Origin of the sequence: Clostridium sp. KLE 1755, from assembly GCF_000466465.2 — a bacterium.
GTDB lineage: Bacteria > Bacillota > Clostridia > Lachnospirales > Lachnospiraceae > Eisenbergiella > Eisenbergiella porci.
Genome location: NZ_KE992760.1, coordinates 68840 through 84905 on the forward strand (window position 1 = coordinate 68840; position 16066 = coordinate 84905).

The 16066-nt window shown below is 52.1% G+C and carries 13 protein-coding genes; 12 read left to right on the forward strand and 1 reads right to left on the reverse strand.

Features of this window, described 5'->3' with window-relative positions; all coding sequences use genetic code 11:
• Window positions 1-101 precede the first annotated feature (101 nt).
• The 8 genes from HMPREF1548_RS22940 (at window position 102) to HMPREF1548_RS22975 (ending at window position 10940) form a co-directional block, all read left to right on the forward strand.
• Window positions 102-2657 carry a glycoside hydrolase family 38 N-terminal domain-containing protein gene (locus tag HMPREF1548_RS22940; protein ID WP_270495077.1) on the forward strand — a complete coding sequence of 852 codons (2556 nt, stop codon included), beginning with the start codon at window positions 102-104 and terminating at the stop codon, window positions 2655-2657.
• 55 nt (window positions 2658-2712) lie between these two features.
• Window positions 2713-5166 (forward strand): alpha-mannosidase, encoded by a 2454-nt coding sequence (locus tag HMPREF1548_RS22945; protein WP_021639033.1) that lies wholly within the window; start codon window positions 2713-2715, stop codon window positions 5164-5166.
• A 42-nt stretch (window positions 5167-5208) separates the two neighbouring features.
• Window positions 5209-5880, forward strand: a complete 672-nt coding sequence (locus HMPREF1548_RS22950; RefSeq protein WP_021639034.1) for an aspartate/glutamate racemase family protein — start codon at window positions 5209-5211, stop codon at window positions 5878-5880.
• A gap of 6 nt (window positions 5881-5886) precedes the next feature.
• Complete coding sequence (locus HMPREF1548_RS22955) at window positions 5887-7395, forward strand: FGGY-family carbohydrate kinase (protein ID WP_021639035.1); 1509 nt, start codon at window positions 5887-5889, stop codon at window positions 7393-7395.
• On the forward strand, window positions 7386-8252 hold the full coding sequence (locus tag HMPREF1548_RS22960) for a class II fructose-bisphosphate aldolase (RefSeq protein ID WP_021639036.1): 867 nt from the start codon (window positions 7386-7388) through the stop codon (window positions 8250-8252). Before HMPREF1548_RS22955 ends, HMPREF1548_RS22960 begins: the two co-directional genes overlap by 10 nt.
• 13 nt (window positions 8253-8265) lie before the next feature.
• Window positions 8266-9579, forward strand: a complete 1314-nt coding sequence (locus HMPREF1548_RS22965) for a four-carbon acid sugar kinase family protein (protein ID WP_021639037.1) — start codon at window positions 8266-8268, stop codon at window positions 9577-9579.
• Between the two features lie 2 nt (window positions 9580-9581).
• Window positions 9582-10193: a D-sedoheptulose-7-phosphate isomerase gene (locus tag HMPREF1548_RS22970; protein WP_021639038.1), complete on the forward strand. Its 612-nt coding sequence runs from the start codon at window positions 9582-9584 to the stop codon at window positions 10191-10193.
• Between the two features lie 96 nt (window positions 10194-10289).
• Window positions 10290-10940, forward strand: coding sequence for a class II aldolase/adducin family protein (locus tag HMPREF1548_RS22975; RefSeq protein WP_021639039.1), 651 nt, complete (start codon window positions 10290-10292; stop codon window positions 10938-10940).
• Here the strand turns inward: HMPREF1548_RS22975 and dcd are convergent.
• Window positions 10937-11497: a dCTP deaminase gene (dcd, locus tag HMPREF1548_RS22980; protein ID WP_021639040.1), complete on the reverse strand. Its 561-nt coding sequence runs from the start codon at window positions 11495-11497 to the stop codon at window positions 10937-10939. The genes HMPREF1548_RS22975 and dcd overlap by 4 nt on opposite strands.
• A gap of 361 nt (window positions 11498-11858) precedes the next feature.
• Between dcd and cysK the strand changes: the two genes are divergently transcribed.
• The 4 genes from cysK to HMPREF1548_RS23000 all read left to right on the forward strand — a co-directional run bounded on the left by cysK (window position 11859) and on the right by HMPREF1548_RS23000 (window position 15906).
• Window positions 11859-12797, forward strand: coding sequence for a cysteine synthase A (gene cysK, locus HMPREF1548_RS22985; protein ID WP_021639042.1), 939 nt, complete (start codon window positions 11859-11861; stop codon window positions 12795-12797).
• A 394-nt stretch (window positions 12798-13191) separates the two neighbouring features.
• Window positions 13192-14205 (forward strand): methionine ABC transporter ATP-binding protein, encoded by a 1014-nt coding sequence (locus HMPREF1548_RS22990; protein ID WP_025488587.1) that lies wholly within the window; start codon window positions 13192-13194, stop codon window positions 14203-14205.
• The gene (locus tag HMPREF1548_RS22995) at window positions 14195-14860 is read left to right on the forward strand and encodes a methionine ABC transporter permease (RefSeq protein ID WP_025488588.1); all 666 of its coding nucleotides are present in this window, start codon (window positions 14195-14197) and stop codon (window positions 14858-14860) included. Before HMPREF1548_RS22990 ends, HMPREF1548_RS22995 begins: the two co-directional genes overlap by 11 nt.
• 104 nt (window positions 14861-14964) lie before the next feature.
• Window positions 14965-15906 (forward strand): MetQ/NlpA family ABC transporter substrate-binding protein, encoded by a 942-nt coding sequence (locus tag HMPREF1548_RS23000; RefSeq protein ID WP_025488589.1) that lies wholly within the window; start codon window positions 14965-14967, stop codon window positions 15904-15906.
• The last annotated feature ends 160 nt before the right edge of the window (window positions 15907-16066 follow it).

A 16066-nucleotide genomic window follows, 5' to 3' on the forward strand; every position in this document is an offset into this window, starting at 1 on the left:
GAACTGTTACAACGATTCAGTCACAGGAAAACAGACAGAAAGAGGCGGCGGGAACCGCCGGAAAAGGGTTATATCGTACTATGAATAAAAAAGAGCTTTACATGATAGGAAATTCACATATCGATCCGGTCTGGTTCTGGAACTGGGAGGAAGGGATGCAGGAGGTGAAGGCTACCTATGCATCGGCCCTGGAGCGGATGAAGGAATTTGACGACTTTAAATTTACCTCCACCTCCACGCTGTTTTTTGAATGGATAGAGGGAATCCTTCCGGAAATGTTTGAGGAGATCAGGCAGCGTGTGGCGGAGGGAAGATGGGAAATTACAGGAGGCTGGTTCCTGGAGCCGGACTGCATCCTTCCCTGTGGAGAGGCTTTTGTCAGGCAGGGGCTGTATGCCCAGAGGTATCTGCTGGATCGTTTCGGGAAGCTGTGTACCATCGGTTCCAATGTGGACAGCTTCGGCCATAACCATGTTCTCCCCCAGATATTGAAAAAAAGCGGCATGGATTCCTATGTGTTCATGCGCCCCAGGCTGGATACCCCGGTTTTTGTATGGGAGAGCGATGACGGCAGTCGTGTAAATGCAATCAGCCTTCCTGCGGAATATACCACCTGGTTCCATGAACCCACAGTAAAAAATATAGAAACCACGCTGGAACGCACCATGAAGTATGATAAAATGCCCTGCTGTTACGGTGTGGGTAATCACGGCGGCGGTCCCACGATAGAAAACATCAACAGCATACTGAGCCTCCGGAAGGATAAGGAAGCCTTTGCCGCCTATGGGGACGTACAGCTGAAATTTTCCACCTATACGGAATTCCTGGAAGCGATAACCGGGGATGCGGCCGCATCAGGTACGAAGCTGCCTGTGTTGAGAGGCCCTTTTGAAAAGGTAAATGAAGGCTGCTATTCCATTGATTCAGAGTTCAAGCGACTGAACCGGCTGGCGGAAAGCAGGCTGATGGAAGCTGAAAACCTGATGAGTATGGAGGCGATGCTTTCCGACGGCGGTGACGGGAGCGAGCTGGCCTGGAGGAAGCAGACCGGGGAAATGGAAGCGCTGTGGAAGGTTCTTTTGTTCAACGAATTCCATGACACCATGGGCGGAACCACCATCAAATCAGCCAGGGATGAAGCCATTATGCAGCTTTCCGGCGTATGTGCCCAGGCCGGCAAAATAAAGGCGCTGGCAATACAGGGAATTGTAAACAGGCTTTCCACCCGGGGAGAGGGCTTCCCGCTGGTTCTGTTCAACACGGACAGCCAGCCGTTTGATGATTATGTGGAGGCCGAGCTGGAATGGTTCTGCCAGGCCCCGCTGAAGCTTCTCGGCCCGGCGGCGATAGCTGCGGATGCATCCATGGATGCTGTCTCTTACCAGGAAATCCCCTACCAGAGAATCCATACGGATGCCAAGGTAAGGCATACCACGCTGGGCGGCAGGAGGAGATTTGTTTTCAGGGCGCAGGTACCGGCTTTTGGCTTTGCCGTATACCGTACGGTGAAGGAGGAGCCGTCCCTTTGCTTCAATAATTCCATGGAAATTGACAATCCCTGTGCGGATACCCTGGAAAATGAATTTATCTGCGCTCGGTTTGACACCGCTACGGGAGCGCTGGTTTCCCTGACGGATAAAGAAACGGGCTACGATGCCCTGAAGGGACCGTGCGGCGTGCGCGTGTACACGGATGAAAGGGATGCCTGGGGCGGACTCCAGGGCAGGAGATATGAGGACAGGAATGCTTCCTTCCATCTGCTCAGTATAGAAAAAGTGGAAAGCGGCAGAGTCCGGGAGGTTATCCGTGTGCGTACGGCCTTTGAAGGAACCACGCTGGAGCAGCTGTATTCCCTGGGGGCGGAGGAAAAAGAGCTGAGGGTGGAAAACAGGCTGATTTTCAATCATAACTGGACGCTGCTGAAGGCGGCCTTCACCACCGGAAAGGAATGCATCTATACGGCGGCGGAAACGGCCTATGGCATTCTGGAAAGAGATCTGAAGGGGGATGCCGCGGAGTATTATATGCAGCGCTTCCTGGATGTGCAGGATCAGGAGGGCAGAGGGCTGGCCATTGCCAATGACGGGAAATACGCCTTTAACATTACGGAGGGCAGAACCCAGATTACCCTTTGCAGAAGCGCCATTTATGCCCAGGGCAACAGCCCGGACTGGTACAACGGAAAGGAAAGCTATCAGTATACGGATATTGGGCCTCAATGCTTCCGGTTTGTCCTGAAGCCTCACGGAAGGAAGCTGCCGTCCTCAGAATACTACCGGATTGCCGTTAAAATAAATTCTCCGGTTTCTTATCTGGCGGACAGCGCCCATGCGGGAAGCAGGCGGCTTACTGCATGCAGCCTTGCAGGAATCAGAAAAGGCGGAGCGGCCGGAGGGGACTGCGACAATGTCCGCATCATGCTGATGAAAAAATGTGAGGACGACAATTCCCTGATAGTCAGGCTTCTGGAAACGGAAGGAAGGGACACACAATGTGTACTCACGGTAAATAAAATAAGCTATCCGGTGACCATCGGCCACCGGGAAATCCTCACCCTGAAGCTTCCCGGCACCCGGACGACCGCGGGGGAGGCCACGGAGGTAAACCTGCTGGAATTTGCAGACTGTCAGGCCCCGGACGGCGGTAATACAGAGTAACCTATAAATTTTCTGATATACAGTGCGGCGCACAGCAGCGCAGACAGGAGAGAGTATGGAAAAAGAAAAGACTTTATATATGATCGGCAACGCCCACCTGGATCCGGTATGGCTCTGGCAGTGGCAGGAGGGGTATCAGGAGGTTAAGGCCACCTTCCGTTCGGCCCTGGACAGGATGAAGGAGTATGACGACTTCTTTTTTACAAGCAGCTCTGCAGCCTACTATGAGTGGGTGGAGGAAAACGAACCCGCCATGTTTGAGGAAATCAGGGAACGGGTCAAAGAGGGCCGCTGGGTAATCGTGGGCGGCTGGTGGATTCAGCCGGACTGTAATGCGCCGGGCGGGGAGTCCTATGTGCGCCAGGGGTTGTACGGTCAGCGGTATTTTCAGGAGAAGCTGGGAGTGACTGCGCAGACCGGATATAACGTGGACAGCTTCGGCCACAACGGCATGCTGCCGCAGATTCTGAAAAAATCGGGAATGGACAATTACGTATTCATGCGTCCGGGACGTCATGAAAAGGGACTGGAGGGTGAAACCTTTACCTGGACCTCCAATGATGGTTCCGCGGTGACTGCTTTCCGGATTCCCTTTGAATACTGTACCTGGCCCAGGGAGCTGAAGGAACATATAGAGCGCTGTGCCGGAGAAATCAAGGATCCCAGGGGCAGCATCATGTGCTTTTACGGTGTGGGAAACCACGGCGGCGGCCCCACAAAGCAGAATATTGAAAGCATCCATGAGCTGAACCGGGCCGAAGATATGCCGCGGCTGATCCTATCCACGCCGGATGACTATTTTCAGGCGGTTAAGCAAAGCGGAAGGACGCTGCCTGTGGTATCCGGCGAGCTGTTCCACCATTCCAGCGGCTGTTACAGCGCCCATTCCGAGGTGAAGCGGCTGAACCGTCTGGCGGAAAACCGCCTTATTATGGCGGAAAAGCTTTCTGTTGCAGGAAAGCACTGGGCAGGCGGAAAATATCCGCTGGAAAAGTATACGGAAAGCTGGAAAAAGGTGCTGTTTAACCAGTTCCATGACATCATGGCGGGAACCTCCATAGAACCTGCCTATGAGGATGCCAGGGAAAGCTATGGCGCTGCGCTGGATACGGCGGCGAGAGGGCTGAATGCGGCAGTGCAGTCCATATCCTGGCATATTGATATCCCCATGGAAGAGGATATGAAGCCCATCGTGGTATTCAATCCCAACGCCTTTTCCGGTAAATTCGAGGTGGAAATGGAATCCCCCTGCCTGAAGGAAAATCAGGTTCTGGTGGATGAGGAAGGCACGCAGATACCGCTGCAGACCGTACAGTCGCTGGCCTCCAGCAACGGACGGACGAGGCTTGTGTTTATCGCCGAGCTCCCGGCCCTTGGCTACCGCACCTACCGTCTGGTGATAAGGGAGGCGGCCAGGACCTTCCCGGATGTGGAATGCAGCGGGAATACGGCGGAAAACAGATGGTTTAAAATCGCCTTTGATGAAAAAACAGGCTATATTTCTTCCCTTTACAAGAAAAATGACGGTACCGAATATTTCAGCGGTCCGGCGGCCGTGCCTGTGGTGATAGAGGATAAAAGCGATACCTGGTCCCATGGCGTGCGTATTTTTGACAAGGTGAAAGGCCGCTTTGAAGGCGTTTCCGTAAAAAGAGTGGAATGCGGTCCCGTAAAATGTGTGATCCGTGTCACCAGCACCTATGGAAGCTCCCGTATTTTCCAGGATTTTTCCATCTACAGGGAACTGGATTATATCCGCGTAAAAACGACGGTGAACTGGCATGAAAAAATGTCCATGCTGAAGCTGCGGTTCCCGATGCAGCTTAATTACCTGCGGGCCAGCTGGGAAATCCCTTACGGCGTGGCGCAAAGAGAACCGAACGGAGAGGAATACCCCATGCAGAATTTCCTGGATACGGAGGGCGCCAATCCGGGGCTTGAAACGGCAATAAACGGACTTTCCTTCCTCAATGACGGGAAATCCAGCGGCAGCATTGCGGGAAAGGAAGTCTCCCTGACCGTGCTGCGCAGCCCGATATATGCCAATCACGAGCCTTACCAGCCGGATGAAAATCTGGAATATGTATATGTGGATCAGGGTGTGCAGACCTTTACCTACGGTCTGTATCCCCATGACGGCAGCTGGGAGGATGCCTGCACCGTACGGCGCAGCCGGGAGCTGAATGAAAAGCCCATTGCCCTGTTTGAAACCTATCATAAGGGCGAGCTGCCCCAGAGCGCCTCTTTCCTGAGCGTATCTGCGGACAATGTGCTTGTGACCGTTATGAAGGAAGCGGAAGATGGAAGCGGGGACCTTATCCTGCGCCTTGTGGAAACAGCGGGCAGGGCCTGTGAAACACAGGTTGCAGTTCATGGGCTGCACAGGGAATTTTCCCTTGCTTTCACCCCGTTTGAAATCAAAACCGTGCGCATTCCGGTTCACAGCCAGTTGGAAATCCTGGAAAATGATCTCCTGGAAAGGGAAGAAGCGCACAGACAGGAGGATTAATGCAGTATCACAGGCAGAGATGTGATATGCGGAGGAGAAATTATGAAAAAAATAGCGGTAATCCATACAACCCCTGTAACCATACCCACGTTGAAAAAGCTGCTTGCTGCGGCTGCGGGACAGGGGAAGGCAGTTGAAGTTGTGAACCTGCTGGATGACAGCATGCTGCCGGAAATCAACCGGGAGGGACAGATAACGGAGGGCGTGAAGTACCGCCTGAATTCCCTTCTGCTGCTGGCGCAGACCACCGGGGCGGATGCCATTTTGTGCGCCTGCTCCTCCATCGGCGGGCTGGCGGAGGAGGGAAGGGCGCTCGTAAATATTCCCGTATTCCGCATTGATGAGCCTATGGCAGGCCTGGCGGCCGGTTATACCCGCGTAGGCGTTGCGGCAACACTGCAGTCCACCATTCATCCCACCACAGCGCTGATCCGCAGAAAAGCGGAGGAAGCGGGGCGCGCGGAAACGCTTGTCCTTAACAGCCTGGTGATTGAAAATGCGGGCAGCCTACTGGCGGAAGGCCGGGAAGCGGAGTATGACCGGATGGTGGGTGATAAACTGAAGGCGCTGCTTGCCGAAAATGAGGTGGTGGTACTGGCGCAGGCGTCCATGGCAAGAGCCGTGGAGAACTGGCCGGAGGAAGAGAAAAAGCGCTGCCTGACCAGCCCGGTCAGCGGCACGGAGGCGGTCTGCGCCTGGCTGAAGCAGAGGTAACAGGCAATGGAATTATTTCTGGGAATTGATATTGGTACGACGCATATGAAGGTATGTGCGGTAAGGCCGGACGGTTCCGTCTGCCATACCGTCCTCAGGGATCAGTCCGTGCGGGAGCTTCCGGGCTGGGGGCGCTGCTTTCGTGCAGAGGAGCTTTGGGAGAAAACGGAGGACTGCCTGAAGGAGCTTTTTTCTCAGATTGACCGAAAGCAGATCAGGGCCATAGGCATTACCAGCATGGCGGAAGCGGGAGTGGCGGTGGATGCGGATGGCGTTCCCCTGACGCCTGTTGTGCCATGGAACGCCGGGCAGGGAGGGCCGGAGGAAGCGGATTTTCCCGCCTCCCTGAGAGGTTTTTCCCTGTATCGGAAAACAGGGCTGATCTGGCACCGGAAATATACCATCAACCAGCTGCTTTCCCTGAAAACCAGCAGGCCGGAGCTGTTTGAAAGGATGGACTGTTTCCTGTCCGTTTCGGATTATCTGTTTTTCCGTCTTACGGGAGAACGCAGGACGGAGGAATCCCTGGCCTGCAGGACGATGCTTTATAACATATTTGAGGGCCAATGGGACAGTGAACTGACAGCATTTGCCGGCGTGACCGGGAAAATGCCTCCCGTGGGAAAAGGAAGTACCGGATGGCCGATCCTGAAAAAAGAACTGGCGTCAAGGTACGGGCTTCCCGATAAGATAAGCGTTCGAATTGGCGGGCACGATCATCTGTGCGCTGCCCGGGCGGAAGGGCTGGGCGAAGGCGATGTCCTCAATTCCATGGGAACCTCGGAGGTTTATCTGGGCTTTCCGGACAGGCTGCCTGAGCTTTCCGGGCTGTATGAGCGGGGGATTCAGCTGGGAGTTTTCCAGGGGCGGTTTTACTGGATCTGCAATATGCCCTCTTCAGGCGCTTCCGTGGAATGGCTTCGCAGTTTTCTGCAGGCGGCGGGAGGGCAGGTCTCTTATGAAAGCCTGATGAAGCAGGAACGGCAGGTGCCGTCTAAAGTCATGTATCTTCCCTTTGTCAACGGAGGCGGGACGCACCGGAAAAAAATGATTCCCGGAGGCCTTCTGGGACTGGATATGACCACAGGGCCAATGGATGCGGCCCAGGGGATTTATGAAGGAATAGCCTGCGAAGCGAGGGTAATCCTGGAGCTTATCGAGGATGCAGGGCTTCATGCGGATCGCCTGATCGCTGCTGGCGGAGGAACCCGGAATCCGCTGCTGATGCAGGCAAAAGCGGATATGACAGGAAGGTGTTTTATCCTTTCACAGCAGACACAGGCAACGGCTGCAGGCGCGGCAATGCTGGCGGCAGAGGCCGTGAAGGAACCGAAATGCCCCGGGGATTTCTCCGGGGAGGGTTCCCGGAAAGAAGCGGATATCGAACGGAAAACGGCGGCTCCCCGGAAGGAATATGGGGAAGCCTGCCTTGCAAAATACAAAACCTATCTTGCCCTGACGGAAGCGGCGGCGCGGGAAGGAACAAAGGAAAGGCAGGAATTTTTATGGAATTGACAGCAGTGACGAAGATGCTTAAGGATGCGGAAAAAGGGGGCTATGGCGTAGGTTCCTTTTCCGCCAGGAATACCTTTTTAATTGAATATATTCTGCGGGCCGCACAGGAAACAAAGGCCCCTGTTATCGTACAGATATCAGCCAATGAATTTAACTGGTTTGATGTTACCGCAGAAGAATTTGCCCGGCGTTTTTATGAAATCCACGAAAAATATCAGGGAAAAGCGGCGCTGCATCTGGATCATACCAAGGATATGGAGATAATCAGGGCAGCGATTGACGCCGGTTTTCAGTCCGTCATGATTGACGCTTCCCAGAAAAGCTTTGAGGAAAACGTGGCCATTACCAGGGAAGTGGTGGAATACGCGCACGAAAGAAATGTGGAGGTGGAGGCCGAGCTTGGTAAAATAGGGGCCACGGATAAGATAGAAACGGACAATGACGAGAGCCTGTATACCGACCCGCAGGAGGCGGAGGAGTTCGTTGCCAGAACGGGTGTGGATACCCTGGCTGTTTCCATCGGGACGGCTCACGGCGTATATCCGGTAAAAAATCCGAAAATCGATCTGGACAGACTGATTAAAATCCGGGAACGGGTGAGCATTCCCCTTGTTCTTCACGGCGGCAGCGGCCTTCCGGCCCAGACGGTACAGGCGGCAATCACCATACCCGGAGGGGGCGTCAGCAAAATCAACATTGCCACGGATCTGGAGCAGGCCTTCCTGGGTTCTCTGGGATGCGCAAGGAAATCCAACCGGGAAATCCTGCAGATGGACAGGCAGGCGCTGGAAAAAGCGGGTGAGGCCGTTTCACGTGTGGTAGAGGATAAGATCAGGAATTTCCTGCTTTGGAAATAGGACGGGAGCGGATATGAAAAAAAGAATCGGGGTTGTTGCCGATGATGTGACCGGCGCCAATGACATAGGGGTTATGTTTAAAAAAGGAGGCTTTCGCAGTGCGGTGTTTCCGCAGAGCCTCATTTCCCTCTGTGATATACGCAGGGAAAGCGAAGGGCTGGATGTGATTATTATTGATACAGACAGCCGTTTTGATGCTCCTGAGACTGCAGCGTCAAAGGTTGCCAAAGCGACGGCGCTTTTGCAGACGCTTCCCTGTGATGTTTATTTTAATAAAACCTGTTCCGTGTTCCGGGGAAATATTGGTTCAGAATTCGACAGCATGCAGGATGTGCTGGGAGTTGGATGTTCCATGGTTATCGCAGGCTTTCCGGGAAATGGGCGGACGACGGTGGACGGCATACATTATGTCTATGGGACGAGGCTGGAGGATTCGCAGTTTCGCACCGATCCCATCCATCCCATGGACTGCTCTTTCCTTCCGGATATTATGCACAGACAGACTGACCGGCCGATCGGGCAGATTACCTGGAGCGATCTGGATCAGGGCCTGGAATTTGTAAAAAGAAAAAAAGAAGAACTGAAGCGCAGCTGCGCTTATATATTATTTGATATCCGGCATCAGGAAGACCTGAGGCTGGTGGCGGATGCGGTGGCGGATGAAGTCAATATCTGCGGAAGCTCGGCTATCGGACAGGAGCTGCCCGCAGCCTATCGCAGGCTGGAACCGGAAAAAGAAGCGCCTGTGCTGCTGATTGCGGGAAGTCTGACGAAACAGAGCATTTCCCAGACGGAGCTGCTGCGCCGGAAGGGGTATCCCATATTCACCTTTGATACGGAAACGATTTTTGATGAAAAAGCGCTCGCTGCGGAGGAAAGACGTCTGACGGAAAGCGCCGTCAATGCCTTAAGCGGCTCCAATTCCTCTAATGCCATGGTTCTTGTGCATTCGGTGCAGGAGAAGGAAAAGGTGCGGCGTACCAAGGAAACCGGTCAAAAGCTGGGGCTGACCCATGAAGAAATCGGGAAGCGTATTTCCGGCTGCCTGTGCAGGGTGGCCCGCAGTGTGCTTGTCCGGACGGGCTGCCGCAGGCTGGTGGTGGCAGGCGGCGATACCTCGGCGGCTGTTACAGGAGAGCTGGAGATTTACCGGATGGAAATCGGCGAGGAGATCGAACCGGGCGTCCCGGCCATGACCGGAACTGCAAATCTGGGAGAATTGCAGTTGGTTTTGAAATCAGGGAGCTTCGGGAGCGAGTTTTTTCTGGAAAAGGCGGCCCGGTATCTGCAGGGAGAACGGGCATATGACTGTAAGCAGGAGGATTAAGAATGAATTATCTGGAACGTTTGGTGGAGAGATATCCGGCTTTGGACGGAATGAAGGATACGATTGAAGAAGCCTTTCAGATCATGAAGGCTTCCTATGAAAACGGCGGGAAGCTGCTGGTATGCGGCAACGGCGGCAGCGCTTCCGATTCTGACCATATTGTGGGAGAGCTGATGAAGGGTTTTTATAAAAAACGTCCCCTCAGTGAAGCCGAAAAGGAAAAATTCGGCGGGCTTTCCGAGCATCTGCAGGGAGCGCTGCCGGCGATTTCCTTGGCGGGCCATCCTGCATTATCCACCGCTTTTCTGAATGATGTGAACCCGGAAATGATTTTTGCACAGCAGGTTTATGGATATGGCCTGAAAGGGGATGTCCTGATCGCCATGACTACCTCGGGCAATTCCGCCAATGTCCTGAATGCGGTCAGGGTAGCAAAGGGCAAGGGGATGAAGGTGATCGGTTTTACGGGTCATGACGGCGGGGCGCTGAAGGCGCTGTGCGATGTGTGCCTGATTGTGCCCAGCAGCGTTACGGCGGATATCCAGGAATACCATCTGCCCGTTTACCATACACTGTGCGCGATGCTTGAGGAACATTTCTTCCCGGCGGCCTGATATATTTATGCGCTGTCGGGACGGGATTGCGGAAGGCGGCGGGCAGAGCGTGGGTAAGCAAATAAGGGATGGACTGGAATAGGGAAGAAAAAAGATATGGAAAATAAAAAAGAAATAGAAGATAAAAAAGAAATAAAAATTAAGAAAGAAATGGAAAATATAAAAGAAATGCAGAATAAAAAGGAGCTGATTTGCCGCATCGCCGGACTGCTTTTTGAAAAGGGGCTGGTAAGCGGCAAGGATGGAAATATCAGCATCCGTACGGGGGAGGATGAAATGCTGGTCACACCCTCCGGTATCTGCAAGGGCTTTCTGGCGCCGGAAATGATAATCAGACAGCGGTTTGACGGTGCGGTAATTGAGGGAAGCTATAAATCCACCAGGGAGGCGGCCATGCACAGCAGGCTGTATGAGCTGCGCCCGGATATCGGGGCGATTGTCCATACCCATCCGGCTGCTGCTACGGCGTTTGCCGTCTGCGGAAAAGGATTTCCAGAAAACTGGGTGCTGGAGGTACCTTCCCTGATTGGGAAAATAGGAATTGCCGGTTATGCGCCCGCAGGCAGCAGGCAGTTGGTGGAGGAAGTGGAAAAAACGGCGGACAGCGACGTCATTTTTCTGCAGAACCATGGAGTTATCACGTATGGGCCGGATATTTACGACGCCTTTAGCAGGATGGATGCGGTGGAAAATACGGCGAAGACCATATTGTATGCACAGTTTTTAGGGGGTGCGAGGGAATTTTAGACTGTCGGCGGGACTGCCGGCAGTCCTGTTACGTTATCCAGAAATGCTTTTGAACCTGTTGCACCTCTTTGTCCCTGATATTTTCCCCTGTATGGATGCAATGCATCTTTATCAAGCTGGGCAAATACTAGCTGCCCGACTCTGCGTCCTGCATTTAATTCAATGGCACATCTGTTTGCATTAAACAATTCCAGGGTTATTTCACCCTTAAATCCAGGATCAACCCAACCTGCATTTTGAATGAACAGTCCCATTCTTCCTAAAGAACTGCGTCCTTCAACAAATGCTGTGAGATTATCAGGCAATTCGAAATATTCCATTGTTGTTGCCAGTACAAATTGTCCCGGAAGCAATATATATTTTTCTGCGGTAATCTGCTTGTATGATATTTCATCATCCAAATTAATTATGCCTGAAGACGAGTCCTCTACAATACTGTATGTGTTTCCAATACGAATATCAATGCTTGCAGGCTGTATTTGTCCAATTTCAAGAGGATCAACGATAAGGGTATGTTCATCAAGCATTTTCATTAATGTTTTATCTGAAAGTATCATTTTTCCCTCCGTATATTTCAATTGTCTTTATCTGTTTTTACATTATATCATTCAAATAGGATGTTTTCTATTATTTCACCTCAGAAAAATATCACCTCAGAAAACCCAGGTACCATTCGGCCGTTTCATATTATTTATAATACTATCTGTCAGGTCTTTGGGTTATATTTTCCCAATTCATTTCTACATGATATAACAAAAAAGAAAAACATATAATTTTCTTGACACTGAAAAAATTCAGTAGTATAGTCAATTCATAATAAACCTACTAAAATACTAGGAATATAAACATCGTAACAGCTCAGCAGCCCGGACTGTTACAATACCTCGGCGGCAGTCAAATAAAAAAGGAGAACAGACTATGGCAAATATTAAAAAAAGTGCGGAAGAACTCATTGGAAGAACCCCTCTTATGGAGCTGGTGAATTACGAAAAGGCAGCAGGCGTTACAGACGCTGTGATTCTGGCGAAGCTGGAGTATTTTAATCCGGCTGGCAGCGTAAAAGACAGGATTGCCCTGCAGATGATTCTGGATGCTGAAGAGCAGGGGCTGCTGAAGCCGGGAGCCACTATCATTGAACCCACCAGCGGAAATACCGGAATCGGCCTGGCGGCTATGGCTGCGGCCAAGGGCTACAAGGCAATTCTGACCCTGCCGGAAACCATGAGCGTGGAGAGGCGCAAGCTGCTGAAGGCCTATGGAGCGCAAATCGTCCTCACCCCGGGGGCGGAGGGAATGAAGGGAGCCATTGCGAAGGCGGAGGAGCTGCACAGCCAGATTCCCGGTTCCTTTATCCCCGGACAGTTCGAGAATCCGTCCAATGCCAAAGCGCACAGACTTACTACCGGTCCTGAGATTTGGGATGACACGGATGGAAATGTGGATATTTTTGTGGCGGGAGTAGGTACCGGGGGGACACTGACCGGCGTAGGCTCCTATCTGAAGGAAAAAAATCCGGCGGTCAGGGTGGTTGCGGTGGAACCGGCCCAGTCGGCCGTGCTTTCCGGCAAAAAGCCCGGCCCTCATGCCATCCAGGGAATCGGGGCGGGATTCATTCCCGGCGTGCTGGATCAGGAAATCTACGATGAAATCATACAGGTGGAAAATGAAGATGCCTATGTTACAGGAAGGGCTATTGCGCAGACCCAGGGCCTGCTTACGGGAATTTCCTCCGGAGCCGCCCTGTATGCGGCAACTCTTCTGGCGAAACGCCCTGAGAATAAAGGAAAAGTAATTGTTGCGCTGCTTCCGGATTCCGGCGACAGGTACCTTTCCACCCCGCTTTTTGGCGAGGAATAGACGAAGTCCCGCAAATGTCCGCCAGGGAAGGATTTATGAAAAAGTCTTTTTTCTGAAAATTATGGGACGGTATAACCGTTCAATTTCTTCACAAAGACTGCCAAAAACCATCCTGAATCGCCTGCAGGGATGCTTTTTGGCAGTCCTGGATCACTTTCCTGCGTTCAGCACAGTAAATGTGCCGGCCTGCGTGACAGTTACGTCTCGTTTACTATTTACAGGATTAGAAGAAATGTGGTATGATAAAGTTTGCGCGGGAATCGGGGAAGCCTGCCGGATTCTGACGGCAGCCTTAGATGGGCGGCAGAATTGCTGCGTTCCTGCAGTACTGGTTTGAAAACATTTGTCCGCATATGGCGGACAGACAGAAGCTAAAGCGAAAGGGCTTGAGAAAATGGAACAGCCTATCATACAAATTAAAAATGTGACCAAAACCTTCCAGACGAGGGAAAACAGGGTGGAAGCCCTGAAGAACATCAACCTGGAAATCAATAAGGGCGATATCTACGGCATTATCGGTATGTCCGGCGCCGGAAAAAGCACGCTGGTACGCTGCCTGAACTTCCTGGAGAAGCCCACGGGGGGAACGGTTCTGATCGAAGGGCAGGATCTGTCGGCCTGTACCGATAAGGAGCTGCGGAAGGTGCGCAACAGCGTTGCCATGATTTTTCAGCATTTTAACCTGCTGATGCAGAGAACTGTACTGGACAACGTATGTTTTTCCCTGGAAATTCTGGGTATGAAGAAAAAAGAGGCCAGGGAAAAGGCCAGGGATCTTTTGAAAATCGTGGATTTGGAGGCAAAGGCTGATGCATATCCTGCCCAGCTTTCCGGCGGACAGAAGCAGAGGGTGGCAATTGCCCGTTCCCTCGCCATGAACCCGAAAATCCTGCTGTGCGACGAGGCTACCAGTGCCCTGGATCCTACGACAACCCGGTCCATTCTGGCGCTGCTTAAGGATATCAACCAGAAATTTGGAATTACCATCGTTATCATTACCCATGAAATGGGCGTGGTACAGGAAATCTGCAGCCATGTGGCGATTATAGATAACGGTGAGCTGGCGGAAACGGGAACTGTGGAGGAAGTATTTTCCGCGCCCAAATCCAGGGCTGCCAGGAAGCTGGTGTTCCAGGGAGAGAGGAAATACAGCCTGATGAAGAGCAAGCGCTGTATCCGCATTGCTTTTACGGAAAATTCCTCCTTTGAGCCGGTGATCGCCAATATGGTTCTGGAATGTAAAGCCTCTGTCAATATCCTCATGGCCGACACACAGGATGTGGGCGGCATAGCCAGAGGACAGATGGTCCTGCAGCTGCCGGAGGACATGCAGATTGCGGAGAAAATGATTCAATACCTGAAGGACAGGAATCTTACCGTAGAGGAGCTGGATGATTATGTGGAATAGTGCAACGGTTATGATGATCGTGGAAGGTACCTTTGCTACCTTATATATGACGCTGGTATCCACGCTGATGGCCTATGTAATCGGCCTTCCCGCAGGCGTGGCCCTGGTGGTGACCGGAAGGGAGGGACTCAGGCCCAACAAGACGGTGAGCAGGATCCTGGATGTGCTTGTCAATGTAATGCGAAGCATCCCCTTTCTCATTCTGCTGATTCTTGTTATACCTCTGACAAGAGCCATTGTCGGCAAAAGCTATGGCCCCAGCGCCACAATTGTGCCGCTGACTCTGGCAGCAGCCCCTTTTATTGCAAGACTTGTGGAATCCTCCCTGCTGGAGGTGGATAAAGGAGTCATTGAGGCGGCCCAGAGTATGGGAGCCGGGATTCCGACGATCGTCATTAAAGTAATGCTGCTGGAAGCCCGTTCTTCCCTGCTGAGCGGACTTGCCATTGCCCTGGGCACCATCCTGGGATATTCCGCCATGGCCGGAGCCGTGGGCGGCGGCGGACTGGGAGACATCGCCATCCGCTACGGCTACAACCGATACCAGCTGGATATCATGATCGTGACGGTTATCCTTCTGGTGGCGCTTGTACAAATCATGCAGGCCGTCTGCATGAAGCTTTCCCGGAAGCTGGACAAAAGAATTACCGGATAGCGGCGCAGCCGCTTCACATTGAAGCCATGTACCTGCAGGCACAGCCTGGCAGAGGCTTAACATAGAAATACATGTTTATGTATGGATGAATGGAGGAGAAAATTATGAAAAAGAAAGTTTTATCTTTTGCCCTGGCCGCTGTTTTATCAGCAGGCCTTCTTACCGCATGCGGTTCCGATGCGTCAACCACTGCCGCGCAGACCGATGCTGCAGCTCCTGAAAGCACGGCGGCAGCTGTGACCGAAGAGGCGGGCAGCGAAAGCACTGCCGCCCAGGAAGCTGAAAGCACAGCAGAAACTACCGTGGAATCCAAAGGAAAGGTTACCGTTGCGGCAACCAGCGTTCCCCACGCGGAAATCCTGGAAGCAGCAAAACCCTTAATGGCAGCCAAAGGCTGGGAGCTTGTAGTAACTGAATTTACGGATTACGTACAGCCCAATGAAGTAGTGGAAGCAGGCGATATGGATGCCAACTACTTCCAGCACATTACTTACATGGAAAGCTACAACGAAGAAAAAGGCACACATCTGGTAAATGCCGGAAATATCCACTACGAACCCCTGGGAGTATATCCCGGAAAGCAGAGCGACCTTGCAGCCATCACTGATGGAGCTGAAATTGCAGTTCCCAACGATACAACCAATGAAGCCAGAGCGCTTCTCCTTCTCCAGGAACAGGGCCTGATCACCCTCAATGACGGAGCAGGCATCACCGCAACCGTAAACGACATCAAGGAAAACCCTCACAAAATCAAATTCGTAGAGCTGGCGGCAGAGCAGATTCCCAGAAGCCTTCCTGACTTTGACTTTGCCGTAATCAACGGAAACTACGCCCTGGAAGCAGGCCTGAACGCAGCCGACGACGCCCTGGCCGTAGAAACCTCCGATTCCGATGCAGTTAAAAAATATGTCAACGTCATCGCCGTAAAAGAAGGCAACGAAAACAACGAAGGAATCAAAGCACTCGTAGAAGTCCTGAAATCCGATGAAATGAAAAAATTCATCAACGACACCTACCAGGGTTCCGTTGTACCTTACGAAGGATAAGCTCTTCGATAACTTTTTAAGTTTTTGAAAATTCAAAGACGAACATTTATCTTTTCCGGATTCAAATTAAAATTAATATATCTACAAAAAATCTGCGCCCTCCGTTTCCCGCAAAGAAACCAGGCCGCAGATTTTTTATTCCCGCGAGCAACGAGCCAAG

What these genes read in the sequence shown, in the direction of transcription:
- HMPREF1548_RS22940 (WP_270495077.1), top strand. Translation starts at nt 102, where the DNA reads ATGATAGGAAATTCACATATCGATCCGGTCTGGTTCTGGAACTGGGAG.
- HMPREF1548_RS22945 (WP_021639033.1), top strand. Translation starts at nt 2,713, where the DNA reads ATGGAAAAAGAAAAGACTTTATATATGATCGGCAACGCCCACCTGGAT.
- HMPREF1548_RS22950 (WP_021639034.1), top strand. Translation starts at nt 5,209, where the DNA reads ATGAAAAAAATAGCGGTAATCCATACAACCCCTGTAACCATACCCACG.
- HMPREF1548_RS22955 (WP_021639035.1), top strand. Translation starts at nt 5,887, where the DNA reads ATGGAATTATTTCTGGGAATTGATATTGGTACGACGCATATGAAGGTA.
- HMPREF1548_RS22960 (WP_021639036.1), top strand. Translation starts at nt 7,386, where the DNA reads ATGGAATTGACAGCAGTGACGAAGATGCTTAAGGATGCGGAAAAAGGG.
- HMPREF1548_RS22965 (WP_021639037.1), top strand. Translation starts at nt 8,266, where the DNA reads ATGAAAAAAAGAATCGGGGTTGTTGCCGATGATGTGACCGGCGCCAAT.
- HMPREF1548_RS22970 (WP_021639038.1), top strand. Translation starts at nt 9,582, where the DNA reads ATGAATTATCTGGAACGTTTGGTGGAGAGATATCCGGCTTTGGACGGA.
- HMPREF1548_RS22975 (WP_021639039.1), top strand. Translation starts at nt 10,290, where the DNA reads ATGGAAAATAAAAAAGAAATAGAAGATAAAAAAGAAATAAAAATTAAG.
- dcd (WP_021639040.1), bottom strand. Translation starts at nt 11,497, where the DNA reads ATGATACTTTCAGATAAAACATTAATGAAAATGCTTGATGAACATACC.
- cysK (WP_021639042.1), top strand. Translation starts at nt 11,859, where the DNA reads ATGGCAAATATTAAAAAAAGTGCGGAAGAACTCATTGGAAGAACCCCT.
- HMPREF1548_RS22990 (WP_025488587.1), top strand. Translation starts at nt 13,192, where the DNA reads ATGGAACAGCCTATCATACAAATTAAAAATGTGACCAAAACCTTCCAG.
- HMPREF1548_RS22995 (WP_025488588.1), top strand. Translation starts at nt 14,195, where the DNA reads ATGTGGAATAGTGCAACGGTTATGATGATCGTGGAAGGTACCTTTGCT.
- HMPREF1548_RS23000 (WP_025488589.1), top strand. Translation starts at nt 14,965, where the DNA reads ATGAAAAAGAAAGTTTTATCTTTTGCCCTGGCCGCTGTTTTATCAGCA.